Below are 25742 nucleotides of genomic sequence, written 5' to 3'. Positions count from 1 at the left end.
AAGAACACAACGCTTAAACACGCTATACACAATACTATCGCTTTCTAAACACGTTAAATTCAGACAGTGTATGCTGATATTTACGCTTAGTTTCACGAATAACAAAAGGAATTTCAGTTGGTGCCCCTACTCGCTCAAAACTTTCTTTAAGCGTGGCTTCCAGCGCTTCTGTCGACGTTAACGTTTCACCATTCTCGTCTTTATAACCACCTAACCATTCGCTACGTTCTGTGTATTCTTCCAACCACGTAAACGGTGAGGCTATTACCAGTATGCCGCCAGCATTAAGCCTTGCTGTCACGTCGTTCAGTACTTTCTTAGGGCTGTACACTCTATCAAGCAAGTTCCCCATAAAGATTAAGTCGTAGCCTGTAAATTGCGGCTTCAAATTACACGCGTCACCTTGAGCAAAGTGCACTTTATCGGCACATTCCGCTAAGCCCAAGTTGCTTAACTTTCTGGCTTTAAATGAAGTTAGTTCGCCTTCTTCAATAAGGTTATAGCGGATTTCACCTCGTTCTTGCATAGCAACGGCGGTTTTAATAAACCGTGCAGAAAAATCGATACCATCAACATGATCAAAATAGGTAGCTAATTCAAACGATGAACGGCCTACTGCGCACCCTAAGTCTAACGCCTTGCCGCCTTTATTTTCAGGCATGTGGCTTAAACAAAAATGAGCACTCGCTTTAGCGAAGTTTTCAACATTAAAGTAAGTGTCACCGTAATGGAACTCACTGTATTGTGATACCTGTGTATCGCTTTCGTAATCCAAATCATTTACCTGTATGGGTAGCGCAGCTTCTACATAGCGAAAGCCTGCGTGTTGAAAGAAGTGACGGCGAAGCTTTGTGCCATTGCCTCATTCCCCGTAGATATCCAGCTTCCGCCTTTTATAAGGTTATGTTTGTTGTCAAAGGTAGGCGTGGTGAAATCGTCGTACAGCGGGTGCACTTTAAACCCATCAAAGGGGTAAATTGGCGTTTCCGTCCACTGCCATACGTTGCCCACTACATCGTAAAAATCACCGGCTTGGTTAATATCAACCGGCTCACTAGACGCATACTTGTTCAGCGCAATGTTATAGCCGTCTGAATAGGTGTTTTCGGTAATGCCCGCAAACTCACGTAAACGTAACCACTCATCTTCAGTAGGTAGTCGAATTAACGTGCCGGATTGTTCACTTTTATAATTACAGAAGGCTTTGGCTTCGTGGTAATTCACATCTACGGGCCAGCTCAGTGGTAACGGAAATGCTTCTAGCATACTGCGGTACAAATAACCGTTGTCAGTCTTTACCCAGAAAGTCGGATGCGATGCTTTTGTGTATTCGCGCCATTTAATACCTTCTTCTTCCCAGTAATCTGAGTTCTCATATCCGCCTGCTTCTACAAACGTTAAAAACTCACCATTACTCACAACGAATTGACTGGCTTTAAATTCTGCTACGCTAGCTTGATGGTGGCCATATTCGTTATCCCACCCATACAAGGCATCGTTCCATTGCTTGTTGCATATAACATCGCCACTTGGCACCTCGATTAATATATTGATAGGGGCGCTAGAGAAAACGTTACAACTAGGCCAATTTTCATTATCGGTCTTAACCTGGCTAATAGGAAGTTGACGGATAAGTACTGAGGACGTTTCTAAATGAATGCGTTCATGTTCAATACACATCACCAGCGGCCACATTGGGCTTTCCCAATTGATAGGCATACTAAAATCGAGGGTTTCAATTACCGATAACACGAGATCGCGCACTTGGCGGCGATACTGACGTACTTCATCAACAGACGGCCATGCATAGTTCTCGTCGTTAAGATCATCCCAACTCATTTCGTCTACACCGATAGCAAATAACGACTCGAATCTCGGGTTGATACGCTCAGAAATGATTTTAGCCAAAATAAGCTTATTGATAAAAAAAGTCGTGGTATGGCCAAAATAAAAGATAAGTGGATGGCGAAGCTTTTCAGCACGCTGGAAATAGGCTTCATCGCTTGCTAGGCAAGTGAATAGGCTTTCATAGGTATCAAACGAATCCGTAAAATACGCTTTGATTTCCTGACGTTTTTGCTCAACACTGCCCTGACTCAAATTGAGCGTACTCATAGCCTGCATATCAATCCTCTATATTTATTCTTTTTCGTCAGTGGGTGTAACGAGTTGTCGTTGCGTTTCACTTACACTTTCGTTTTAAGCATTAGCACTGTAATGAGTAATAACCTCTATATCACTTACTATACACCTTAATTGCAATTGGACATTAGAGTGAAGCACTAACCACACATCTGCGAATTAGCGTCTTTCAACAAGTGTACCTATGTACAATAGCGATAGTATACAAAGCTTATGATTAATCGTTTTTAGCAAAAAATTATGACCAACATGCGATTGACGCGTGAGCCTTAGTTTAGTCTCTCACTCATTTTTATTAACGCCGCGTAGTCGAACACATTAGTTATAATGAATGTAATCATTTTATAAGTGCTTATTACAAATTATAGACAGAGGAAGATCAGAAAAACTTTCAATGAGTTGCAGTACTTTTTCACCGCTATCTTACGTGTGTTTGTACGTTTATCAATGCGGCATTGCTACTTAGTGGCTAGAACATCTTCTAACCTTAATTAAAGTTTTAGCATTGTGAATTTTATTTAATGAAACCTGCACGAAAATATACGCTGCTTATTCCAGCTTGCTGTGGTGCTAATACATTTTATTTCGAGCATAAAAAAACCCGCAACAGTGTGCGGGTTTCTAGAACTTGGCGGAGAGGGAGGGATTCGAACCCCCGGAAGGTTTGACCCTTCGCCTGATTTCAAGTCAGGTGCATTAAACCGAGCTCTGCCACCTCTCCAAGTGCTGCGTATCTTAATGATTTCGCTGAAAGTGTAAAGCACTAACTTAAACTTTTATGTTCAACCGATTAATTGATAAACAAAGTGTCTGTATTTTGGTTAATTTGTTTAAGTTAAGTGCATGTCCGTGGATGTTTCGCTTAGTTTTGCCAAACAAACATACTTGCTGGCTTCGTCAGTAACGTTAATGATATTGCTTTGTCTACCATCCTTTCGTTTGCGCCGTAACAAACATGAAGAGGTAGTAAATGTTCTTCTCTAGGGTGAGCAAATATTCCGTGGGGTGAACTTTTCCACTCAATGAGTTTTTGACTCCTTTCTAATTCACTCATTGGTTCAAACTTCATTGTTTCTTGTAGCCATTGATTGAATTCTTGTGCTTTTTTATTTGCCGGCGCTGAACTATCAAAAAAGCCACGCATGTTATGAAAAGACGAACCCGAGCCCAACAATAAAACATGCTTGTCGTTACAATTAGCCTGTAAAATGTGTCTCAATGCCCTTCCTAACGCAATATGCTTTGCCGCATCCAAGTCTGATGTTAAGGATACTTGAATACATGGAATGTCTGCCTCTGGGTACATGATAGTGAGAGGAACAAACATCCCGTGATCAAACCCGCGATTAGGGTTAGCCGTTGCGTCAATACCCTGTGCTTGCAAACCCGCAACAATAGATGCAGATAAATCGGAGATACCAAGGGCTGGATATTGCAGTGTATAAGCCCGCTCAGGAAAGCCATAGTAATCATAAATTAAGCTTGGTTGGTTACTGGCAGTCACTTGGGTGTTATTTTCCTCCCAGTGCGCACTAACCACCACAATGACATCAGGCCTTCGCATATCTCGCGATAAGGTTTTAAGTACCTCAATCATTTCTTTATGGTTTGCGCCCCCTTTGCCGTCTTCATCTGTAACGCGTTCTAGAAGTGGTAGCGGTCCACCACCATGTGAAATGTAAGCCGTTGTAATACTCATCAGTGTTTTCCCCGATATAACTGTTAAATCGATGACGCAGACTCATTAAAGCTATAGGCAGCCTTCATTCGTGCCTGTTTTTAACAAAATCAGCCTTTGACAAAGCCACCGTATTGACCGTGTAATTTATTGCTGATAACGGCATCAAATGAAAATTTTCCGGCGCCCTGAATAGACAGTGCAACCGTGGCAGCAAGTAGGGCTAAGGCAAATTCGTAACCGTTGTTGCTCATGAATAGTCCGTTACCCGCATGCACACTAAAAATAGCGACTAACATGGTGAACGCACTTAGTGCGGCAGCGGGACGTGTAAGAAACCCAAGTATTAGCGCTATTCCCCCAAAGAACTCTGCACTACCGGCGAGTAATGCCATGATAAACCCAGGAGTTAACCCTATACTCTCCATCCACTGTCCAGTTCCCTCAAGACCGTATCCGCCAAACCATGCAAATAGCTTTTGCCCACCATGTGCAGCTAAAATAATTCCTAGGGGCACACGTAGCACTAAATTCGCTACACTATTGTTGCTAGAAAATACGCTTGTTAAAAAATGCTTATTCATAGTTACACCTTAATAGTTCCGTCACGGCAACCACACTGCCGTGTAGAAAGCCTTTAGTTAGTTGTTAGTCCTTTGTCTGTGACGAAGAACTAACGGCATGGGTGTAGAATAGTTGCCAACATAAATTGAATAAAGCGGCATAGTATTGAATAATTAACAACGTTTTGTTGACAATAGGGTTAATAATAGAGAAATGGATAGGATCGCAATGCTTAAAACGTTTGTGGTGGTTGCTAATGAAGGCAGTTTTACTCGCGCTGCGGATAGGCTTAACACCTCAAACCAGCTTATAAGTAAATATGTGGCTCAACTTGAAAAGCACTTAGACGTGCGTTTATTCAACCGCACTACCCGAAAGATTCACCTGACAGAAGCAGGGCAACAGTGTTTACTGCACGCCAATAACATATTGGAAAGTGTTAACGATATGGAGGGGCAGCTCGGCCTACTTAACACGCAAGCCAAAGGTGTACTACACGTAAGTGCCCCTGTATCCTTTTCTACCTTACATCTATCTTCAGCGCTCGCGGCGTTCCAACATGCTCACCCCAGCGTTTCTGTAAACTTACAACTGAATGATCGCAAAGTAGATGTGGTAGATGAAGGTCTGGATGTTGCGATTCGGGCTGGCTATTTGGCTAACTCTGCCCTCGTTGCAAAAAAGATCACTACACTTAACTTAGCCCTTTGCGCAGCGCCGGCCTATTTAGAAAAATATGGAACGCCCTCACATCCATCAGAGTTAAATCCAGAACATTACCTAGAATATTCCTATGTCAATTATGATAGCGACGGGTCTGAGTTAATGAAGGCGCTTAAAACTAATGCACAAAAAGTAACGCCAAAACTTATTGCGAACAATGGAGAGGTGCTGACTAATGTGGCAATACACGGTGATGGTTATGTATTACAACCTACTTTTATTACCGGTGACGCGCTCAGGCGGGGTGAGTTGTTTTCAATATTAGAAGACTATGTCCCACAAGCTATTTCCTTATATGCGGTATACCCACACCGTAAACTGGTTTCCAATAAGCTCCGCGTTTTTATCGACTTTTTGTGTGCCTACTTTGAAGATACTCCTTACTGGGACAAGCCGTTAAATGAGCCCATACAAAAACGTTAATGCAGGGACTGGTATAAACACAGCCCCTACCATTTAAATTATAAAAACGTTTTAGTACTTACACTCTGAAGGTCTCAATGATGGCAGGCACGCCTGGGAACATGCCAATTAAAGCCATTACCGTACAAAGCACAATAAAAGTGATACCAGGAATGAGCCAACGGCCGGCTTTACCAAGTTCCCCCGCTCTTTCCTTACAACCAACTAACCCTAAGTTATCGAGAAGCATAGTGAACGACCAACCAAACACAGGGTTAACCAGTACTGACGAAATAACCACTAGTGCTGCAGATTGTGTTGTTTTTCCTTCTCGCGTCATTTGCATACCGGCTTCCATCAACGGTAAAAAAACACCTACTATGAGTGCAACACACAACACGGGTGGCCAAATAGCAAGGTCCATTGGATAACCCCAAATGGCAGCAACTACACACAATATGCCAGTTACTATCGCACCGCCTGGAATAGGTCTACGCGCAATTGACGCTGGTATTATGTAGGTTCCCCACGATGAAGCAATGTTGCCACCACCAAGTAAACTTCCCACTGCTTGGCGGCTAGATGCTGCAATCATGGTATCGTCGATATTCATATGCGCTTTCTCACTATGCTTCGGATAGCTCAATTTCTGGAAAACCTGATGACCAAGAAAATCCGGAGACCACATAGACACCGCCAATACAGCAAATGGCAGTACCGCAATAAAATGAGACCAATCAGGTAGCCCCAGTTGCCACCCTGTATTTTCACCCCACCAATAGGCTGGGTTTAAGTTTGGCATACCCGGTGAGGTAGTAAATTCAAATGGCGCGCCTAGAGCAAAAGCAATAACCGCTGCCATGACTGCGCCTAAAGGAATAGCCAACCAACGCTTTTGAATATGCTCCAACCATGCATACATTAAAATGGTGGCAACAATAACCACAAAGGCTAAATAGGCCATGTCGAAACTCTCTGCCCACGCAAACAGTTTTTTCACTTGCCCAGTAATACCAATAAATCCTAAATACAGTAAAAGGCCGCCACAAACCCCATTACTGGTTAGTTTTGCTAGTACACTGCCGCCCTTGGTTATCCCCAACAAAAAGCCCAAAAAACCAATTGACAACCCTAACGCCATAGGATGACCGCCCGACGCAACAATCAGTGGCACCAAAGGCAGTAAAGGGCCATGAGTACCCGCCAAGTTCGCTGACGGATTGAAAAACCCGGATATCAACACAACAAACAACACCGCAGCAATAAGTAGCTCAAAACGAACGTTTTCTACAACGAATTCAGCTGATAACCCTAACGGCGCAGCAAACGCCCCCACAACGGCCGCAACCATTACAATTTTGCCTATTGTTGCCGCCATGCCAGGCACACAGTCTTCCCACTCTAATCGGTAGTCTCTACCAGGTAGGTTCAGTCGCCAGCGCTTTGGCGCAATAATTTGTAATTCGTGATTGAGATAATCTTCTCTTGATTGAAACGTACTACTTGGCTTGTGAAGTTTTTGATAAGAATCGCTTTTTTGAGACACTTTACACCTTACGATTGCTGGAAGAATGGCAAGGCTATACCTGTTAATAGCGTGTAACAATGCGACTGTGGTCTTAGACGTAAACTGATTTCGCATTTATTTAATGCATAAAAAAACCCGCAACAGTGTGCGGGTTTCTAGAACTTGGCGGAGAGGGAGGGATTCGAACCCCCGGAAGGTTTGACCCTTCGCCTGATTTCAAGTCAGGTGCATTAAACCGAGCTCTGCCACCTCTCCAAGTGCTGCGTATCTTAATGATATTTTTCGGCGTGTAAAGTGCAAATCTAAATAAAGTGTGCCAAGTGGCGAATAGATAAACAAAATGTAAAGTAAAGGGCGTATTTCGTGCAAAATGCACTTGTTTTGCGACATTTAGCTAATAACCAAGCTAAGTGAATCTGCAAAGCTTCACATTTTTGTAGACAGTTATTTTCAGCACCTTATAAAGGGATTAATCTTGCTTCCACTTCAACTTGTTCAACATGGCAAAGCCCCTCGGCCACTTCTACATCATAGGCATACCAGTATTCGTACCCTTCTTTTTGTACGGTAATGTTGTAAAAGCCTTGTCGCTCAAGTGCGCCAAACAACATCGTAGTAGAATCGCAATCAGAGGATTCTGGGTTGGTTAGCTCTTCTTCGTAGCTTGACTCTTGAAGTATGGCAGTGGCGCCACAAGAAATAGGTGCTTCGGTTACATCATCAATAACGGTTATAGCGATGCCTGGAATAACTTCAGTGGTACAAACAACGCCATCGTCGTTATCTGAATTACAACCTGCCAACAAGACAATGGGTAACATAGCTAAAAAGCGCTTCATAAATTCATCCTTAAACGAGTATTAGGCTTTCGAAAGTATTTTCTTTTTGTAAATCAAAGACTGAATACAAAACATACATCGAATAAAAGATAAAATCATGTGATTTGTTACAGGCATAAAATTGCAGGCATAAAAAAACCCGCAACAATGTGCGGGTTTTCAGAACTTGGCGGATAGGGAGGGATTCATTCGCGCCGTCCATGGCGCTCACCCTGCGGGCAGCCTTCGGCTGTGCAAAATGGCTATCCTGCCATTTTGTCGAAAAACGGGGGTTCTCACCCTCCCTCTCATGTAAGCTTTAACTTTTCTTTTACCCATAAAAAAACCCGCAACAGTGTGCGGGTTTTCAGAACTTGGCGGAGAGGGAGGGATTCGAACCCCCGGAAGGTTTGACCCTTCGCCTGATTTCAAGTCAGGTGCATTAAACCGAGCTCTGCCACCTCTCCAAGTGCTGCGTATCTTAATGATATTTTTATGACTGTAAAGTAAAAATTAAAAAAAATAAGTTAAGTGATGGCATTTCAAACAATTAGTGCGCTAATTGCGCGGTTGACACGTAATTCATACTTACTAACACTATTTTCATTTAAAACTACTTGAAAATGGGAACTAAAACCCATACAACATACACTAATAGTTAGTTTACCGTTTTGGTTAAAGACAAAGTCCTTTTGGAGGAAACAATGGATCAACGTTCGATGTATTCAAGTGCATCTCAACCATCAGTGTTGCAAACGAACAAGGTTTTGCGCAACACCTATATGCTGCTTGCGATGACACTAGCGTTCAGTGCGGTTTGTGCTGGTGTTGCCATGGCTGTAGGTATTTCTCCTATGATGTCACTAGGCATGACCATTGGTGCATTCATTACTTTATTTGTTGTACAAAAGAAAGCTGAATCAGCTTCAGGTATTTATTGGGTATTTTTGTTCACCGGTTTAATGGGTGCTTCATTAGGTTACACGCTTAACTTCTATTTAGGTGTAGCAGGCCCAGGCTTAATTATGGAAGCGTTAGGTGCTACAGCGTTAGTCTTCTTCGCTCTTTCTGGTTATGCACTTACTACCAAAAAAGATTTCTCGTTTATGGGCGGCTTCTTGGTTGTAGGTTTAGTTGTTGTGATTGTAGCGGCCATTGCGAATATGTTTTTCGCAGTACCTGCGGTAAGCTTGGCCATTAGCGCAGCTATCGTATTTATTATGTCTGGTTTCATCTTGTTTGATACAAGCCGTATCATCAACGGTGGCGAGACAAACTACATCCGCGCAACGGTTTCTTTGTACTTGAACATTTATAACTTGTTCACGTCTATGCTTCACCTTCTAGGTGCATTTGGCGGCGACGACTAAATTCAACGCAAACGTTAAAGAAGACACCCCGTAACTGGGGTGTTTTTGTTTCTACGGCGTAGTTTTTATTACTAGAATAAACCTTAGATTTATCACTAAATTAATCACCAACCATATTGTAGAGTCATGGCACACTATTCAATTTTAATAACAAGCTCCCCTTATGAAGGTCAACACGCACAACGTGCGGTTTCCTTTATCAATAGTGCTATTGCACAGGGGCATACTGTTAATAACGTCTTCTTCTATGGCCAAGGTGTGCATCATGCTAATGGCTTCATGGTAGAAGTGGGCGATGAATTTTATCCACTGGCTGCGTGGCAAGCGCTTAAAAACGATCATAATGTTACCCTGCTCCTTTGTATTACTGCCGCAGTTAAACGTGGAATTGTGGGTGAGCAGGAAGCTGCTAGCGCCGGGGTATCAGGTGCTAATGTAGCAGATGGTTTTGAACAGGCTGGTTTAGGTGAATTTTTTACCGCGCTTCACGATTGCGATAAGGTGGTACAATTTTAATGGCTACTTTACTGATTCGATTTACGCAACCCCCTTATCAATCTAGCACCAGCCAAGATGGGCTGGACTTTGCACTCGCTGCCACCAACTATGGCCATGAGATCATCGTGCTGTTCGAACAACAAGGTGTATTGCAGCTAACTAAAACTGAATCTGTTCGCGGAACAAAAAACCACAGTAAACGGTTAGGCTCCCTGCCCTTTTTCGATATTGAAGAATGTTACGTTTGCGAAGAAAGTTTAAAGCAGTCGCCTCTAGCTAACCAAAAACATGAGTTAATAGCGCAACTAGATGCTTCACTGTTATCAATTGATGAAAAGCTAGCACTGTGTGCACGTGTAGACCATGTGGTGACCTTCTAATGCTCTTTATTGTAAAATCTTACCCGCTAAGTGCTATAGCGGTTCAAACCCTTCAACAGGCGTTTATAAGTACAGATTCTGCCAACGCAGTTGTTCTAGTAGACGACGGTGTGTATTACACCCAACATTCTGATGACGGTTTGTTTTGCGGATTTGCGAATTTAGTTTCAGCGAGCTTAGGCTTAGCAAACACAATAAATGCCCGTGAAGATTTGCGCAGGGAGACAACAAGTATGTTCGCCTTACAAGAAGATATGGCGCTACGTGGGGTAAGTCGTTGGGTAAATGAAGGTGATAATAAAGTATCTGTCACGCCGATATCGTCCGATGAGTTAGTAACCCTTACAGATACTTTTTATCCTGTGGTGTACTTATAAGTTACTTCTTAAGGTCGTTGTTCAAGCACTTAACTTAAATAAGGCGTTTAAACCTTTATCATTCATATTTGTACCTTTAAGCATCCACGTCTTTGCGCAGCAGTAAAACCTAACACTGACACGTACAATGCCCAATGCGTCAATTACAGAGCGTTATTAATGACCCAAGAACAGTTTCATTTTGAATTTAACGGCACTACCATCCCTACTGACAAGGCAGGCTATCTGCTTGATCACACCTTGTGGAATGAAGACATGGTGCCAACGCTAGCAGCAAACGAAAACATTAGCCTTAGTGAGCCTCATTGGGAAGTTATTCGCTTTGTCCGCAACTTTTATGAAGAGTTTGAAACTAGCCCTGCTATTCGCGCGCTAGTGAAAGCGATGGCAGCAAAATATGGGCCAGAGAAAGGTAATAGCCGTTATTTACAACGTTTGTTCCCTAAAGGCCCAGCCAAGCAAGCCACCAAACTTGCTGGGTTACCGAAGCCTGCAAAGTGCTTGTGAAAAGTGCTTGTAAAACCGGTTTACGCTAGCGCAAACGCTTAGTCACTTATTAAGGTTAACGAGGAGCAACACATGGATCTTATCTTCTTCGATTTAGACGGGACGCTGTTAAATAGCGAATCACAAATTTCAAGCTATACCCGTGAGACCTTAGCTCTGCTGAAACAGAACGGCATTGCATATACAGTGGCGACGGGCAGAACCATGCTATCTGCTAACAGCATTATTGCAGAAGATAACTTTCTGCTGCCCCATATTTATAATAACGGTGTAGCTATATGGGACCCAACAGCCAATGCATTAACCCTCGAAAACCTAGTCAATACTAATGAGCTTGAATTCATTATTCATCTTGCGCACCAAAATGATATCACTCCTTTTGTTAACGTTATCGATGGCACGTCTCATGTTGTTTATCACCCCACGGCAAAACACCCAATAGAACAGAATTTACTAGACAAATATTTTAAAAAGACGAACGCAATACTTCGCCCGATAAGCCAACTTTCCCTTTCAGCTAAAATAACCAACATCAGTATGATTGGCGACAACTCAACAGTTAGAAATATGTGGAAAACCATTAACGACGTTGAAAACCTTATTGCGTATTCAGGGCGCGCAATAGAGGGAAATTCTTTTAGTTGGATGGATATTCACCACCGTGCAGCAAGTAAAGGTAGTGCGGTCATGAATTTAAAACAACAACTGGGTGCTACCAATGTTATTTGTTTTGGCGACAGCGACAACGATTTAAGCATGTTTGAATTGGCTAATGAATGTTACGCCCCCGACAACGCCAAGACTGTTATCAAAAACGCAGCCAGTGAAGTGATTGGACATCATAATGAAGACGGTGTAGCGCGCTTTCTCAGGCAGCGATTCTCACTTTAATTAACAAGTACTACACGGTAATTCTAATGCACGAAGCCATTTGCCTTTAGCTATTTATATCCCACATACAAATAAGCTCGCAGATAGAACATCTACGAGCTTATAAATAGTCATTAAATATGAAATGTAAGTTGTGGCTCTAGACCTTAAAGGCTATACCTCAAAGCGCATGCCTTAAAGGCTTAAGCCTTTATCACTTCTAAACCATTCATATAAGGTACAAGGGCTTTAGGTACCGTTACACTTCCGTCGGCTTGTTGGTAGTTTTCTAAAATAGCTACCAACGTGCGGCCAACCGCTAAACCAGAACCATTTAAGGTATGAAGCAACTCAGGCTTGTTCGTTTCTGGGTTTCTGAAGCGAGCTTGCATACGTCTGGCCTGAAAATCTACCATGTTTGAACATGATGAAATTTCACGATACGTATTTTGTGCTGGCAACCATACTTCTAAGTCGTAGGTTTTACATGCGCCAAAGCCCATGTCACCAGTACAAAGCAACACTTTACGGTATGGCAATTCAAGCTTCTGTAAAATAGTTTCGGCGTGCTGAGTAAGTTCCTCTAACGCATCGAAGCTATCTTCAGGCTTCACTAGCTGTACAAGCTCAACTTTGTCGAACTGATGCTGACGAATCAAACCACGGGTATCACGGCCATACGAGCCTGCTTCTGAACGAAAACAAGGGGTATGCGCAGTCATTTTAATCGGTAGCGATTTCTCGTCTAGAATTTCATCACGGGCAATATTCGTTAACGGCACTTCTGCCGTCGGAATAAGTGAAAGCCCTTGGCCTTCTTCTGTTGCTGGCTGCGTATGGAATAAGTCTTCACCGAATTTAGGCAATTGCCCTGTGCCATACAGGCTGTCGGCGTTTACCAAAAACGGTACGTACATTTCATCGTAACCATGTTCGGTGGTGTGAACATCCAACATGAACTGGGCAATAGCACGGTTTAAGCGAGCCATCTCACGGCGCATCACTACAAAGCGACTGCCTGTTAATTTAGTTGCCGTAGCAAAATCTAAGCTGTTATTTAGCCCTTCACCAATATCAACGTGATCTTTCACGTCAAAATCGAAAGCGCGTGGCTCGCCCCAACGTGAAATCTCCACGTTGTCGTCTTCGTCTTTACCTTCAGGTACCGACTCATGCGGTAAGTTAGGAATGCCTTGGGTAAAGGCAGTGATTTCATCAAGCAATACTGTTAGTTCAGCTTTAGCCGCATCTAAGTCATCGCCTAATTTGCCCACTTCTGCCAACAAAGGCGCAATATCTTCACCTTGTGACTTTGCTTTACCAATGGACTTACTTCGAACATTACGTTCGTTCTGCAGATCCTGTGTTTTGGACTGAAGTGTTTTTCTTTTTTCTTCTAGCGAGTTAAATGTTGCTACATCGAGGTTATAACCACGGGCAGCCAAACGCTTGGCAGTTTCTTCTATATCGCTTCGTAAACACTTTGGATCTAACATGTGTTCCTACTTATCCTTTCATGAGTTCAATAGCCAGCCAACCTGCTAATAAGCAAGCGCCAACGTTAAGAAATATGTTAGCAATGGCTTTTAACCACAGCTCGTTTTCTAATAATGTGAGCGTTTCCACAGAGAATGTTGAAAATGTAGTAAACGCGCCCAACAACCCTACCCCAATTAATGCACGAAAGGGAGAGTCGGTTAATTCGTTGCGCTCAATAAAGCCGTATAGCGTAACTAAAGCAAATGAGCCTACAACGTTCACCGCTAGTGTACCAAAGGGCATATTTTTTCCAAACCAAGAATCTATGGTTGTGGTACAAAAATAACGCAAGCAAGCGCCAATTGCTCCGCCTGCTGCAATATAGCAGTATAAAATAACGCCTTGGGGCACAATATTCACCGTTTCTGATTATTTTGCGCGCTGCGCGCAGCTAAGTTAAGTTGATCTAAATAGTCACGTTTTGCTTTAAGCGCTTTCTCTAACCCGCGTTCGTTAGGCTCGTATAAACGAGTGCCTACAATGCTATCGGGCAAGTAAACCTCTCCTGCGGCAAAAGCATTAGGTTCGTTATGGGCATACCGATAGCCGTCGCCATGGCCTAAGTCTTTCATTAAGTCAGTTGGCGCATTACGTAAATGCATGGGAACCGGTGCATCTGAAGTTTTTCGAGCTAATGCTTTAGCCTGGCTAAATGCCATATAAACAGCATTACTCTTTGCCGCTAAGGCACAATAAACAGCAGCTTGCGCTATTGCACGTTCACCTTCAGCAGGCCCTACGCGATGAAAGGTATCCCAGGCGTTTATGCTTAACTGCATGGCTCTAGGGTCGGCATTGCCTATATCTTCCGAAGCAATGGCCAATAATCGCCTAGCGACATACAGCGCGTCACCACCACCGTCTAATATACGAGCGTACCAATATAATGCAGCATCAGGGTCTGAACCCCGTACCGACTTATGAAACGCCGATATTAAGTCATAAAATGTATCACCTTTATTGTCGTAGCTGGCAATTTTTTCGCCTACGGCTTGTTCAATATCGGCAATAGAAATAACACTGTTCTCGGTAAAGTCGGCTGCTAGCTCTAAATACGTAAGTAACCTTCGACCATCGCCGCCGCACAACCCTAATAAGGCGTTACTGGCATCTTCCTCAATGCTTAATTGGCGTGAACCTAGCCCTTTCTCTTCGTCGGTTAGCGCGCGTTGCATTAATTCAGCAAGCGCCTCTTGTTCTAACGCTTTAAGTACGTAAACCCGAACACGAGAAAGCAATGCATTATTTAATTCAAATGAGGGGTTTTCAGTGGTGGCACCAATAAAAGTGACGGTGCCAGATTCTACAAAGGGTAAAAACGCATCTTGCTGGCTTTTGTTGAACCTATGTACTTCGTCCACAAACAGCAAGGTACGTTGGTTATAGCGAGAGTTTTCTTTTGCGGCATCCATTGCAGCACGAATATCTTTAACACCAGAAGTTACCGCTGAAATGCGAATAACCGAAGCATTGGTATAGGTGGCAATAAGCTCGGCTAACGTTGTTTTACCCGTACCTGGCGGGCCCCATAAAATCATAGAATGGCAATGGCCTGCTTCTAACATTTTACGTAGCGGTTTGTTGGTGCCTAATAGGTGCGACTGGCCGGCATACTCATCTATGGTAACTGGCCGCAATTTAGCTGCTAGTGGCGCGAAAGGTTCAAGCGGTTCTTTATTATCGTTAATCATCTATTCTTTGCTATCGCTGATCATCAATAATATAGCTTTGCGGCACGTCTACAGAGAATAGGTTATCTTTAGCAGTATCAATAGCAAAATCTAAGTCTTGGTTGCTAAACACTAACGCACTGGTTTGGTCTTGTGCATCAAGCATATCAAGTGTCGACAGAATACCGTCGCTGTTGAACCCTAATGTCAGTGACTTTATTTGGCCATCTGTCGATTTAGGCACAATTTGGTATTGCTCTAACGTTGAACTGGCCTTCGCGTCATCAAGCTTACTGATCACAAAGCTATTCCAGGTTTCATCGTCGTTAGCCGTTAATAAAACAATAGGATTGTCTTTAATCGCTTGGTCTTGCGAAATAATAGTCACCTGCTCAACAAAGGTATCGATATTCCAAACCGCTTCACCATCGGCAATCAGCAAGGTTTCATCAGGAAAGGTGGTTTCCCAGCGAAGTTTATTGGGGCGCATCATGGTTAGGGTACCTTGCGCTTCATGCACAATATTACCTTGGGCATCCGTTACCGTTTGGTTAAAAGCAGCTTGGTATTGCTGTAAGCCATGTAGGCGTTTTTTTAAAAGTACATTCGCATCATCTGCTTTTGAAATTTGTTCAGCACTGTGAGAGGTAAATTCAGGCTTTGTTGCAGATTCAACCACCACTGCGGCCTCACCACTGATATCATTAATTGCCTCTACTGGCATTGCAGATAAGCTTAACGGCGCCGTTAGCGCCATTGCCATCATAATAGGTACTACTTTGTTCATTCTTTTTAATCCTTAGGCGCTGGCGGAGCTAATACTTCGCGGTTACCGTTGTGACCCTGTGCACTTACGACGCCACTAGATTCCATTTGTTCCACCAATCGTGCGGCGCGATTGTAACCAATTCTGAATTTGCGTTGCACACTAGAGACACTTGCCCTTCTTGTTTCGGTAACAAAGGCGACGGCTTCATCATAAAATGCATCAAATTCTTGATCTTCACCTTCGGCTTGTTCGCCGGGTAAAAGTACCTCGGCGGACGCTTCACCATTTAATATTTCATCAATATATTTAGGTGCACCACGACGCTTCCAATCTGCTACAACAGCATGAACTTCATGGTCGTCTACAAACGCGCCGTGCACACGTGTAGGTACTGGGCTACCTGGTGGCAAGTACAACATATCACCCATACCTAGCAGTGCTTCAGCACCTTGCTGGTCTAAAATAGTTCGTGAATCAATTTTACTGGAAACTTGGAATGCAATACGCGTTGGAATATTCGCTTTAATCAGGCCGGTAATAACATCTACCGAAGGTCGCTGCGTAGCCAAAACTAAATGAATACCAGCTGCTCGGGCTTTTTGCGCAATACGAGCAATAAGCTCTTCCACCTTTTTACCTACAATCATCATCATGTCGGCGAATTCATCTACCACAACCACAATAGCAGGCAGCTTTTCTAAATCAGGCGCATGGGGCTCCATGCTTTCTTCACTCTTCCACAACGGATCTTGAATAGGCGTACCAGCAGCAATCGCTTCTTCCACTTTTGCGTTGTAGCCTTTTAGGTTTCTTACCCCTAAGGCACTCATCAAGCGATAACGACGCTCCATCTCGCCTACACACCAACGAAGGGCGTTGGCCGCTTCTTTCATGTCGGTTACCACTTCGGCAAGCAGATGCGGAATGCCTTCATATACCGATAGCTCAAGCATTTTCGGGTCTATCATGATCATACGTACATCTTCTGGCGTGCTCTTATAAAGCAAGCTTAAGATCATAACGTTAACCCCAACCGATTTACCTGACCCCGTTGTACCTGCCACCAACAAATGAGGCATTTTAGCCAAATCTACTATCACAGGCTTACCGGAAATATCTGCACCTAACACCATGGTAAGCGGTGAACTATTGCGCTGGAATGCATCGCCGCCAATCACTTCACTTAAACGCACCATTTCACGTTTTTTGTTTGGAAGCTCTAAGCCTATAACAGATTTACCTGGAATAACTTCTACTACACGCACCGATATGGCCGACATGGCGCGTGCTAAATCTTTAGATAGCCCCGTAATTTTGCTTACCTTCACCCCAGGCGCTAAATCTAGCTCGAAACGCGTAATTACAGGGCCGGGATAAACACCCACTACCGTGGCTTCAATATTAAAGTCAGCCAGTTTCTCTTCAACTAGCCTTGAAATACCGTCTATCTCTTCCTGAGTGAGAGGGTTTTCGTGTTTATCTGCACGCTCAAGCAAGTCGAACGAAGGCATAGCCGTAATAGGTTCGCTCCCCTCCCCTTCATGACGAGTAATGGATTTTGCTCCCATCGCCACTGGTGTAAAGGGTTGATGTACTGGCTTAGGCGCTGGCTGTGGTGCTGGTGCTGATTCGGGAGCAGGCGCAGGCTGCGCGTCTAATGGCTCTGCATTAACAGGCTCAGCAGTGTGTTGTGCCTCAGTCGCTTGCGCTTCATCTAACGTATCGGTTTGCGATATATCGAAGGTTGGCTCAATCATTTCATCAGACTGCGACTGAGTATCTTGGCGATTAACTGCAGCTTCGTCATTACTAGAAGGCTTGGCTTCTTTCACTTTATTGCGCACTGCTTCACGCATACCAGATAAAGAAAAACTCGACTTAGGTTTGCTTTCACTATCAGTATTATCAGGCGTGTGGCGCTGTGTTTCAAAAGGCGGAACATCGTCATCATCAAACACATCATCAGGAACACCAAATGAAGGTTCACTTCGCTCTGCCTGAGGTGGCGGCGTATAGACAGGTTCAGGTGTTTCTGCGGGCTCGGCACGCATGCTGGTTATGTCTAATTCATCATTTTCAGACTTTGCACTACGAGAAGGAAGCGCAAGCCTTGGCATATCGAGCGCAAGTGCCTGTTGGGGTAAAGAGACACATTTGCGCCCAAACCAAAGCGTCATTTCACCAAGTCTGTCTACAATACTTAACCAGCTAATACCCGTGAGTAAAGTAAAGCCGGTACAGAAAAAACACAAAAGCAATAAAATAGTGCCTGCGGTATTAAAGTACGGCACAAGGGCTGAACTAATAACATCGCCAACAAAGCCGCCGGCAGAAAAGTTGTATATGTCGTCAAAATTTATACTGGCAATTCCCGTGGCACCCAGTGCCATCAATAAACCACCAATAATTCGTAAACCAATTGTGAGGTAATCGAACTCTTCCAAGGCTTTTATGTGCTGGAATAAGAACCAACCTAAAAAGGCGGCACCAAAAGGCAGTAGGTAAGCTAAAAAGCCAAAAGAGAAAAGTAATAAATCGGCACTCCACGCGCCGGTAGACCCTACCCAGTTATGTACGTCTAATTGCAAGCCGGCTTGGCTCCAGCCAGGGTCGCCCGGATGAAAAGATACTAATGCCAGCAATAAGAAAAAGGCGAAGACACAGGCTATTATCATGCCGGCTTCCCAAATTCGCTGAATCCCTGTTAATTGCGTCATAACCCTAAGTCACTTATTAAACTAAATTGATGTTTCGATGTTGTGATAATTCTACCGATAAAGAAGAATACAAATGCAGTGCCAATATTATCGTAATGTTTTCAATAAGTAATTTATTAATAAGGTGTATTACAAATCGGTTTACATACACCCACTATTGCAGGCGAAATTCACATTAACAATAACCACTGTATTTTTGCACAGCCTATCACAAATGCCCATAATTGAGCCATGCTTTCATTACTTCAAATTAATCCGAAGTGATGTTGTACTTTTCACTTCTTCCATGACTACATAGGTTCGTGACTCACTCACACCTGGAAGGCGCAGTAAGGTGTCGCCCAATAATCTACGGTAACTCGACATGTCTGCAACCCGAGCTTTAAGTAAGAAGTCAAAATCCCCTGACACAAGGTGACACTCTTGTATATCGTCATGGAGCCTAACTGCCGCAGAAAATTCTGCGAAGATATCTACTGACGTCTTCGTTAACGTTATTTCTACAAAAACGAGCATGGCAGCGCCTAGTTTTTCTGGATCAACCACTGCATGGTAGCCTTTTATATAGCCTTGGCTCTCTAAACGCTTAACGCGCTCTAAACAAGGACTAGGGCTCAAGCCCACGTCTTTAGCCAATTCCACGTTTGATATGCGCCCGTTTTTTTGTAGTGAAATCAGTATATTCCTGTCTATTCGGTCAAGGTGTTTTGGGGTTTTTACCAGCATATTTTATTCCGACTAAATAACGCAAAGCCAGATTATATGCTGCAACTCATATTTTTTCAGCACATAGTTCGTTTTTATCTCACGTATACTGAATCAAATAATAATCGGCAAGTGAGCCACTGGGCTAATCAATTAGAGGAAAAGTTATGTTAATCGGTGTACCAAAAGAAATTAAGAACCATGAATATCGCGTTGGCTTAACGCCTGCGGCAGTGAAAGAATTTACCAGTCATGGTCATTCAGTGTTAGTTGAGACGCTAGCCGGTGATGCAATTGGTTTTACCGATGAAATGTACGTTGAAGCTGGTGCTTCTATCGCATCTACTGCTGAGCAAGTTTTTGCTGAAGCAGAAATGATTATTAAAGTGAAAGAACCACAAACAAATGAATGTAAAATGCTTCGTAAAGGCCAAACCCTTTACACTTACCTTCATTTAGCCCCTGATCCTACGCAAACAGAGCTTCTTATTGCTTCTGGCGCAACCTGTATCGCTTACGAAACCGTAACCGACGACCGTGGTGGCTTGCCATTATTAGCGCCAATGAGCGAAGTGGCTGGCCGTATGTCAGTTCAAGCCGGTGCACATTATTTAGAAAAAGCACATGGCGGCAGCGGCACCCTTCTAGGCGGCGTTCCTGGCGTAGCACCGGGTAAAGTACTTATTATTGGTGGCGGTGTTGTAGGAACGCAAGCAGCTAAAATGGCTTTAGGCCTAGGCGCTGACGTTACTATTCTAGACCGTTCACTTCCTCGCCTTCGTCAGTTAGATGACATTTTTAATGGCCAAGTTAAAACGGTTTACTCAACAGTTGATGCTATTGAACATTACTCTTCAAAAGCTGATCTTGTTGTTGGCGCCGTACTTATTCCTGGCGCAGCAGCACCTAAGCTTCTTAACCGCGAACAAATAGCAGCCATGAAGCCAGGCTCTGTGTTGGTTGATGTTGCTATCGACCAAGGTGGTTGTTTTGAAACCTCTAAAGCCACTACACACCAAGACCCTGTATACATCATCGACGACGTAGTGCATTACTGTGTTGCGAATATGCCAGGTGGTGTTGCACGTACTTCAACGATGGCCCTTAACAATGCAACCCTTCCGTTTGGTTTAGCATTAGCGAATAAAGGCCCTGCTAAAGCCATGCTTGAAGATAAGCATTTATTGAACGGTCTTAACGTTCATGAAGGCAAAGTAACTTATAAAGCAGTGGTTGACGCATTAGGCGAAAAGTTAGGTTTAACTTACACACCTGCACAAGAAGCACTTAACGCGTAAGTAAATGTTTGGCTTGCTAGTGCTTATATAAGTGCTAGCAAATAAAAAACGCCCAGTAAGTGGTTAGCATATTGAATGCGTCACTACTGGGCGTTTTTTGTATGTATTTGTTTGTTTGGAGGTAGCTAGTCGGCAACTAGCTAATAGAGGCGTTTACCTGCTTTAACACATCCATAGGGTCGCTAGCTTGCGTAATTGGTCTTCCCATTACCAAGTAACTTACGCCACTGTCGATTGCTTCTGGCGGCGTCATCACACGTTTTTGATCGCCCGCATCACTCCCCTTAGGGCGAATACCAGGAGTCACCAACAAAAAGTCTTCGCCAATTTCATTACGTAGCATCGCGGCTTCTTTAGCAGAACACACCACACCATCTAAACCCGCTTGGGCAGTTAACGATGCTAGGCGCAACACTTGTTGCTCGGGCGTTACATTATCAATCACGCCGCTTAGCTGCGATTGATCCATGCTGGTAAGTACTGTAACCGCAATTAATTTGGTTTCAGGTCGGCTACTTTGCGCAATACCTTCTTTGGCTGCCTGCATCATTGGAAGTCCACCGCTGGCGTGCACGTTTACCATCCACACGCCAAGTTCAGCGGCTGCTTTACACGCTTTACCTACGGTATTAGGGATATCATGAAATTTCAAATCAAGGAAAACGTCAAAGCCTTTCGCCACTAAAGATTTTACAAACTCAGGACCAAATAAGGTGAACATTTCTTTGCCCACTTTAACTTTACACAGGCTGGGATCTAATTGGTCTACAAACGAAAGTGCTTGTTCTTGGTTGTCATAGTCGAGTGCAACAATAACGCGAGGTTCTTGCATGGTGAAGTTATTCTCCGTCTAGCCCTTTTATTGGTTTTACTACGCCCCATTTTTTACACGAAGGACATAGCCAGTAGAGTTTACGCCCAGAAAACCCGCAGCTATGGCAGCGATATTTAGGGCGTTGCAACATTTGCTTTTCTACTAATTCTTTTAATATACGTAAGCTCTCTGCTGAGGTCTTATCGTCTAACTGGTCGATATACAACCCCATTAAGGTTTTGAAGCCACGCATGGTTGGGCGTTTACGTAGTTGTTCTAATAGATAATCCGCCGCTTGCGTGGTATCGCCTTTTTTCAACAATACATCAACCATGGCAAGGTACGAGGTTGCACATTCTTGCCAATGGGCTTCTAAGCTTTCTGCGAAATTATCCCAGTCACCGGTTTCTTCCGCAATTTTTTCTAAACTGGGAACCGCTTCACTGAACCAATTAATGTCACGCTCTGCCACTTGCACAAAATACGCCCGTGCGTCGCTGTAACGTTGTTGTTGAAGTGCAAGCTGCCCAAGCATTAACCACGGTCTTACCGCATGCTCATCGGCGTTAACGGCCTTTTGAAGCAAGGACAACGCAGAGCCTTGATCATCGTCTTTTAGCTTCGCTACGGCATGTTCACAATAAAAATGCGCCAAGCGTTCGCACACATCATCGTTGTCGCCATGACATTCCACCATGCGCTCAGCAAGTTCAATGGCTCTGTCCCACTCTTTGGTGGTTTGGTAAATACTAAATAGCTGTGTTTGCGCCACCAAATAGTGCTTGTCGCTATTAAGCAATTGAAGAAAGGCGTTTTCAGCCCGTTCTAAGAAACCAGCGTGGGTGTAATCGTGCCCAAGTTCTTTTAACGCGCTTTCACGTTGCGTAGGTTGCAGCTCGTCTCGGCTTACTAGGTTTTGGTGAACCTTTATGGCTCTATCTATTTCGCCGCGGTGGCGAAAGAAGCTGCCCATCGCAATGTGAGTTTCAACCGTATCGCTGTTCACATTAATCATTTTGATTAACGTGTCTACCGCTTTATCTGGTTGATCGGAAAGGAGGAAGTTTAAGCCTTTATAATAATGCTTAGAAAGAATACTAGACTGTTTACGTTGTGCTTGGCGAACACTGTTACGGCCCATAATCCATCCGTAACCTGCTGCAACAGGCAAAAGTAAAAACAGCAGTTCGAGCATATTAGTGTTCTTTTTTCAGGCTATTGATTTTTGAGTTCGCCGACAACAACTGCACGCGTAAACGCAACCAGCTTGCTGACATAATAAGTATCCCGACTAACACACCCAAAGAAAGCGCAATAGCAATAAGGGTGGAAACCCGCATGTTAGCTTGAGCAATAAGATAGTTAACGGTGATATAGGCTTCGTTTTGTGTGCCAATGACAAAAGCAAATGTCAGTAATACCAAAATGGCGAGTATTGTGAGGATCCCTTTCAAGACCAAACCCTTCTTGTACGTAATTAATAAAGAATAGCAAAATGCAGCAAGAGATAACACCAAAACCCAAGGTTTTAGTTGTGCTTACTTAGCGTTAGGCGGTGGCTTCATCTTCTGATAAAGGGCGCTCTTGCTTTGCAATTAATTTGGCCATAACCAAGTCGTGATGCAATGCAGACATATTAGTCACAAAAATACAGTGTGTATAGCCAGCTTGCATGGTTTCTAATTTATCGTACATTGCCTTATCAAGTTTAGACAGCTGTGCTAAGCGCTTCTTTGTCAGCGGTGTAGTGGCGCCATAACAGCGTATAGCCGTTACATTAGTGGCACTCACCTGCACTTTTTCTTCTTCTAGCTGATTTTGAATTTGCGTGCGTAATTTAGAATAAAGAAAATCGCTTTCTTTTATGTATACCAAGCGATTGTCGCTTTTACGTACACAATGCACCACTAGATTGTTTTCAACATCGCCTTTAAACATGGCTTCAAGCATCATCGATTTAGGCTTAGCTACCGCTTTATCAGCAAAAAAGCCATGTAATGGAATAATATTTGCCGTACGAGAAAATGGGTACAAGTCGTCAGATGAATCGCTTTGATATACGGTTTTAAGTCTATCCAGAATATGCCTGTTCATGACGCAAAGCACAGAAAGCGAAGGCATATGGCGTACGGCTAGTTCCCAAATGAATCGATGGGTTGAGCGTTGAATACGCGCAATGTCTCTTATTTTGAAATACGCGGTATTTTCTTCAACCATGGCGTCAACATTTGCCCCAGCTTTAGATTTTTTCACATCTTCTAAGCATAAGCGCACAACGCCTGACGCAGCGTCATAGTGAACAACCTTATACCTCTCATTTTTAATTTTAAGATCTGGTACCGATACCCGTACATCGCTTTGCAGCTCAGTGCCTGGGGCAACCATTAACTTCATACCACTGGCAGATAAATCGGCAACACGTACATTAATTGAAGATAGCAGCCCTACTTTTATCATGGCGACTTTATCGATGATATAGCGGGTCTCAGAACGCCTATCAAGATCATCTTCCATCACGAAATCGATGGACCAGTTGTCGCCCGTAGCCCGCAGCGTTTTCGATAAGGGTTTAAAATCACACTTTTCGCTGAGGGTTAAATTAGTAAGGTACATAGAGATATCTCGGCAGTACATTACATGGCTTAACGCAGCAAGATGTTCAAATTCTTTGCTAGGGATGTCATGAATAGCGAATGCTTTTACTTTATCTTCTCGGCTTACCTCTTCTAAGCGGCACTGCGTGCAAGTAAACTCCCCACTTTTAACCAGTAGATAAACGATGGCATTGAGTTGCCCAAGTTCTACAAGTTGGCGATGGGTTGCAGTGATAGTAATTTGACCGCTTTTGGTTTTAATCACACCATGGAAGATAAAAGCTTCATTGTACTTATGTAATTCTTGGACCAAATTTTCAAAATGCGTTTTGTCTTGCAGACTCGCTAGTAGCTTCTCTGAATTATTGTTGTCCACATTCGCTTTAGTAAATAGCGCAATAATTGGCTTAAGCGATTTTTGATGGGCAGAAAGAAAAACTGGCAACCAGGGGCTGTTTTCTAAAATACGGTCGCGTTCGAGGTCTTGCATGGCCCTTTCAATTTCTAAGTCTCGCTGCAAAGGCTGTTTATACGACGTGCCTTTAATGTAGCGCTTCAAATTATTAAGCAGGCTAAGATCGGTTTCTGATGAAACCGTAAAAAATGACTCGTACTTACCTAAGTGCTTATTGTACTTAATGGCATCGAGTTCGTAGGTAATTTCAGTCGGTTCGGTGGTTAAGCCCATTACTTCGGGTATAACGAAGGTAATAATATCCCCGGTGGAAACGTTAGGCGGTCGTTTTGTTTCAACAGCAATACCGGTAAAAGAAAGGGAGCTTACGGTGCAATGCCTCCCCTTTTCAAAATCTACGGAAGACACGGTGAAGTTGGGTCTTACAGCAATGTCGTCACCAAAATCTATATCAGTAAATGACTGGCTTTCTACATTAAATGCTTCAACAATTTTTTTAAATTGATCGCGCTTAATTTGTGTTTGATAAAAATCGGAGTTCATCACCGATTCAAACACCCCTACGGTATATCGTTCTTGATATAAGGCAGTTTCATTTTGAAGGATTTTAGCGCCCACTTTGTCTAAACGCATGGGGATGCCAAAATGTTTAAACTTCATGACAGGGAATTTCGCGAACGCAGAATTGTCCGCAGATGCATCAGTTAAAGACGTAAGCCTAACGACTTCCTCTTTAATGATTTTGCGGATATTGCCTGGGAGCCGCTTTGAAAATTTATTAATACCTTCCAATAAGCGATTATCTTGCTCATAAGGAATTAAGGCACGAATAAGCGGCTGATACTGCTTTATGATTTGTTGTTCTTCGCCGGCCGACATTGGTACACCATGCACCGTATTTAATTAACTACAATCTATTCAGATTTGAAAATAAAACCTGCATCCAGATATAAATTTAAACTTAAGTAACGAATATACCAAATTTTTTTTAATAGATATAAAAAAACCGCAACATGTGCGGTTTTTTTTATTTAAGCTATGGAGGCGTCTACTCTTTCTCGAAGCTCTTTTCCTGGCTTAAAGTGAGGGACATATTTGCCATCTAACTCTACTGTTTCGCCAGTTTTCGGGTTACGTCCCACGCGCGGAGCGCGGTAATGTAATGAAAAACTGCCGAAGCCTCGAATTTCAATCCTGTCGCCTTTTTGAAGGGTCTGGGCCATCTGTTCGAGAAGTTCTTTAATTGCCAGTTCAAGATCTTTTGCAGGAATTTGACGCGCTTGATCCGCGAGCCGTTCAATTAATTCAGACTTGGTCATACTAACCTCGTTTCAATATTATCGTTAAACAGCTACTGCGAACAA

General features: G+C 43.4%; 23 protein-coding genes, 3 tRNA genes and 1 pseudogene. 8 read left to right on the top strand and 19 right to left on the bottom strand.

Annotated elements, in window-relative coordinates; all coding sequences use genetic code 11:
- Positions 1 to 34 precede the first annotated feature (34 nt).
- The 4 genes and pseudogenes from ovoA to C7Y69_RS14685 form a co-directional block, all read right to left on the bottom strand.
- A pseudogene (gene ovoA / locus C7Y69_RS14700) lies at positions 35 to 2124 on the bottom strand (5-histidylcysteine sulfoxide synthase).
- Between the two features lie 647 nt (positions 2125 to 2771).
- Positions 2772 to 2863, bottom strand: a tRNA-Ser gene (locus tag C7Y69_RS14695).
- Between the two features lie 141 nt (positions 2864 to 3004).
- The gene (locus C7Y69_RS14690) at positions 3005 to 3841 is read right to left on the bottom strand and encodes a DODA-type extradiol aromatic ring-opening family dioxygenase (protein WP_126873213.1); all 837 of its coding nucleotides are present in this window, start codon (positions 3839 to 3841) and stop codon (positions 3005 to 3007) included.
- Positions 3842 to 3930: 89 nt separating this feature from the next.
- Positions 3931 to 4404, bottom strand: coding sequence for a DoxX family protein (locus C7Y69_RS14685; RefSeq protein ID WP_126873212.1), 474 nt, complete (start codon positions 4402 to 4404; stop codon positions 3931 to 3933).
- Between the two features lie 193 nt (positions 4405 to 4597).
- On the opposite strand from C7Y69_RS14685, the gene C7Y69_RS14680 reads away from it, so the two are divergent.
- The gene (locus tag C7Y69_RS14680) at positions 4598 to 5530 is read left to right on the top strand and encodes a LysR family transcriptional regulator (protein ID WP_126873211.1); all 933 of its coding nucleotides are present in this window, start codon (positions 4598 to 4600) and stop codon (positions 5528 to 5530) included.
- A 58-nt stretch (positions 5531 to 5588) separates the two neighbouring features.
- Here the strand turns inward: C7Y69_RS14680 and C7Y69_RS14675 are convergent, their stop codons facing one another.
- From C7Y69_RS14675 to C7Y69_RS14660, 4 genes are all read right to left on the bottom strand, one after another.
- The gene (locus tag C7Y69_RS14675; RefSeq protein WP_126873210.1) at positions 5589 to 7055 is read right to left on the bottom strand and encodes a DUF3360 family protein; all 1467 of its coding nucleotides are present in this window, start codon (positions 7053 to 7055) and stop codon (positions 5589 to 5591) included.
- Between the two features lie 145 nt (positions 7056 to 7200).
- Positions 7201 to 7292: transfer RNA gene (locus tag C7Y69_RS14670), tRNA-Ser, on the bottom strand.
- Between the two features lie 203 nt (positions 7293 to 7495).
- Positions 7496 to 7876, bottom strand: a complete 381-nt coding sequence (locus tag C7Y69_RS14665; protein WP_126873209.1) for a hypothetical protein — start codon at positions 7874 to 7876, stop codon at positions 7496 to 7498.
- 354 nt (positions 7877 to 8230) lie between these two features.
- A tRNA-Ser gene (locus tag C7Y69_RS14660) sits at positions 8231 to 8322 on the bottom strand.
- A gap of 237 nt (positions 8323 to 8559) precedes the next feature.
- Here C7Y69_RS14660 and C7Y69_RS14655 point away from each other — a divergent pair.
- The 6 genes from C7Y69_RS14655 to C7Y69_RS14630 all read left to right on the top strand — a co-directional run bounded on the left by C7Y69_RS14655 (position 8560) and on the right by C7Y69_RS14630 (position 11878).
- On the top strand, positions 8560 to 9225 hold the full coding sequence (locus C7Y69_RS14655; RefSeq protein ID WP_013784150.1) for a Bax inhibitor-1/YccA family protein: 666 nt from the start codon (positions 8560 to 8562) through the stop codon (positions 9223 to 9225).
- A 126-nt stretch (positions 9226 to 9351) separates the two neighbouring features.
- Complete coding sequence (gene tusD / locus C7Y69_RS14650; protein WP_126873208.1) at positions 9352 to 9741, top strand: sulfurtransferase complex subunit TusD; 390 nt, start codon at positions 9352 to 9354, stop codon at positions 9739 to 9741.
- Positions 9741 to 10103, top strand: a complete 363-nt coding sequence (locus C7Y69_RS14645; RefSeq protein WP_126873207.1) for a DsrE family protein — start codon at positions 9741 to 9743, stop codon at positions 10101 to 10103. The genes tusD and C7Y69_RS14645 overlap by 1 nt, the downstream gene beginning before the upstream one ends.
- Positions 10103 to 10480, top strand: coding sequence for a hypothetical protein (locus tag C7Y69_RS14640; protein ID WP_126873206.1), 378 nt, complete (start codon positions 10103 to 10105; stop codon positions 10478 to 10480). Before C7Y69_RS14645 ends, C7Y69_RS14640 begins: the two co-directional genes overlap by 1 nt.
- Before the next feature lie 159 nt (positions 10481 to 10639).
- A complete protein-coding gene (locus C7Y69_RS14635; RefSeq protein ID WP_126873205.1) occupies positions 10640 to 10987 on the top strand; it encodes a TusE/DsrC/DsvC family sulfur relay protein in 348 nt (115 codons plus the stop codon).
- A gap of 72 nt (positions 10988 to 11059) precedes the next feature.
- A complete protein-coding gene (locus C7Y69_RS14630) occupies positions 11060 to 11878 on the top strand; it encodes an HAD family hydrolase (protein WP_126873204.1) in 819 nt (272 codons plus the stop codon).
- 182 nt (positions 11879 to 12060) lie between these two features.
- Here C7Y69_RS14630 and serS read toward each other — a convergent pair whose 3' ends face one another.
- The 6 genes from serS to lrp all read right to left on the bottom strand — a co-directional run bounded on the left by serS (position 12061) and on the right by lrp (position 19278).
- Entirely contained in the window at positions 12061 to 13353 is a 1293-nt protein-coding gene (serS, locus tag C7Y69_RS14625) for a serine--tRNA ligase (protein ID WP_013784156.1), read from the bottom strand.
- Between the two features lie 10 nt (positions 13354 to 13363).
- A complete protein-coding gene (gene crcB / locus C7Y69_RS14620) occupies positions 13364 to 13747 on the bottom strand; it encodes a fluoride efflux transporter CrcB (RefSeq protein WP_126873203.1) in 384 nt (127 codons plus the stop codon).
- A gap of 5 nt (positions 13748 to 13752) precedes the next feature.
- Positions 13753 to 15087: a replication-associated recombination protein A gene (locus C7Y69_RS14615; RefSeq protein ID WP_126873202.1), complete on the bottom strand. Its 1335-nt coding sequence runs from the start codon at positions 15085 to 15087 to the stop codon at positions 13753 to 13755.
- Positions 15088 to 15097: 10 nt separating this feature from the next.
- Complete coding sequence (lolA, locus tag C7Y69_RS14610; RefSeq protein ID WP_126873201.1) at positions 15098 to 15853, bottom strand: outer membrane lipoprotein chaperone LolA; 756 nt, start codon at positions 15851 to 15853, stop codon at positions 15098 to 15100.
- Positions 15854 to 15858: 5 nt separating this feature from the next.
- On the bottom strand, positions 15859 to 18552 hold the full coding sequence (locus tag C7Y69_RS14605) for a DNA translocase FtsK (RefSeq protein ID WP_126873200.1): 2694 nt from the start codon (positions 18550 to 18552) through the stop codon (positions 15859 to 15861).
- A 240-nt stretch (positions 18553 to 18792) separates the two neighbouring features.
- The gene (gene lrp, locus C7Y69_RS14600; RefSeq protein ID WP_013784161.1) at positions 18793 to 19278 is read right to left on the bottom strand and encodes a leucine-responsive transcriptional regulator Lrp; all 486 of its coding nucleotides are present in this window, start codon (positions 19276 to 19278) and stop codon (positions 18793 to 18795) included.
- Positions 19279 to 19424: 146 nt separating this feature from the next.
- Here lrp and ald point away from each other — a divergent pair, with 146 nt between their 5' ends.
- Positions 19425 to 20555 (top strand): alanine dehydrogenase, encoded by a 1131-nt coding sequence (gene ald, locus C7Y69_RS14595; protein ID WP_013784162.1) that lies wholly within the window; start codon positions 19425 to 19427, stop codon positions 20553 to 20555.
- Positions 20556 to 20691: 136 nt separating this feature from the next.
- Here ald and pyrF read toward each other — a convergent pair whose 3' ends face one another.
- From pyrF to ihfB, 5 genes are all read right to left on the bottom strand, one after another.
- Positions 20692 to 21387, bottom strand: a complete 696-nt coding sequence (gene pyrF / locus C7Y69_RS14590; RefSeq protein ID WP_126873199.1) for an orotidine-5'-phosphate decarboxylase — start codon at positions 21385 to 21387, stop codon at positions 20692 to 20694.
- 7 nt (positions 21388 to 21394) lie between these two features.
- Positions 21395 to 22564: a lipopolysaccharide assembly protein LapB gene (gene lapB / locus C7Y69_RS14585; RefSeq protein ID WP_057791946.1), complete on the bottom strand. Its 1170-nt coding sequence runs from the start codon at positions 22562 to 22564 to the stop codon at positions 21395 to 21397.
- A 1-nt stretch (position 22565) separates the two neighbouring features.
- Positions 22566 to 22823, bottom strand: a complete 258-nt coding sequence (locus C7Y69_RS14580) for a LapA family protein (RefSeq protein ID WP_041452528.1) — start codon at positions 22821 to 22823, stop codon at positions 22566 to 22568.
- A gap of 94 nt (positions 22824 to 22917) precedes the next feature.
- Positions 22918 to 25257, bottom strand: coding sequence for a PilZ domain-containing protein (locus C7Y69_RS14575; RefSeq protein ID WP_013784166.1), 2340 nt, complete (start codon positions 25255 to 25257; stop codon positions 22918 to 22920).
- 152 nt (positions 25258 to 25409) lie between these two features.
- Positions 25410 to 25697 (bottom strand): integration host factor subunit beta, encoded by a 288-nt coding sequence (ihfB, locus tag C7Y69_RS14570; protein WP_013784167.1) that lies wholly within the window; start codon positions 25695 to 25697, stop codon positions 25410 to 25412.
- Positions 25698 to 25742 lie beyond the last annotated feature (45 nt).

Source organism: Alteromonas sp. KS69 (genome assembly GCF_003989595.1).
Lineage (GTDB): Bacteria > Pseudomonadota > Gammaproteobacteria > Enterobacterales > Alteromonadaceae > Alteromonas > Alteromonas naphthalenivorans.
The sequence above is the reverse complement of the archived record's forward strand: the minus strand, read 5'-3'. Positions and strand labels throughout refer to the sequence as shown.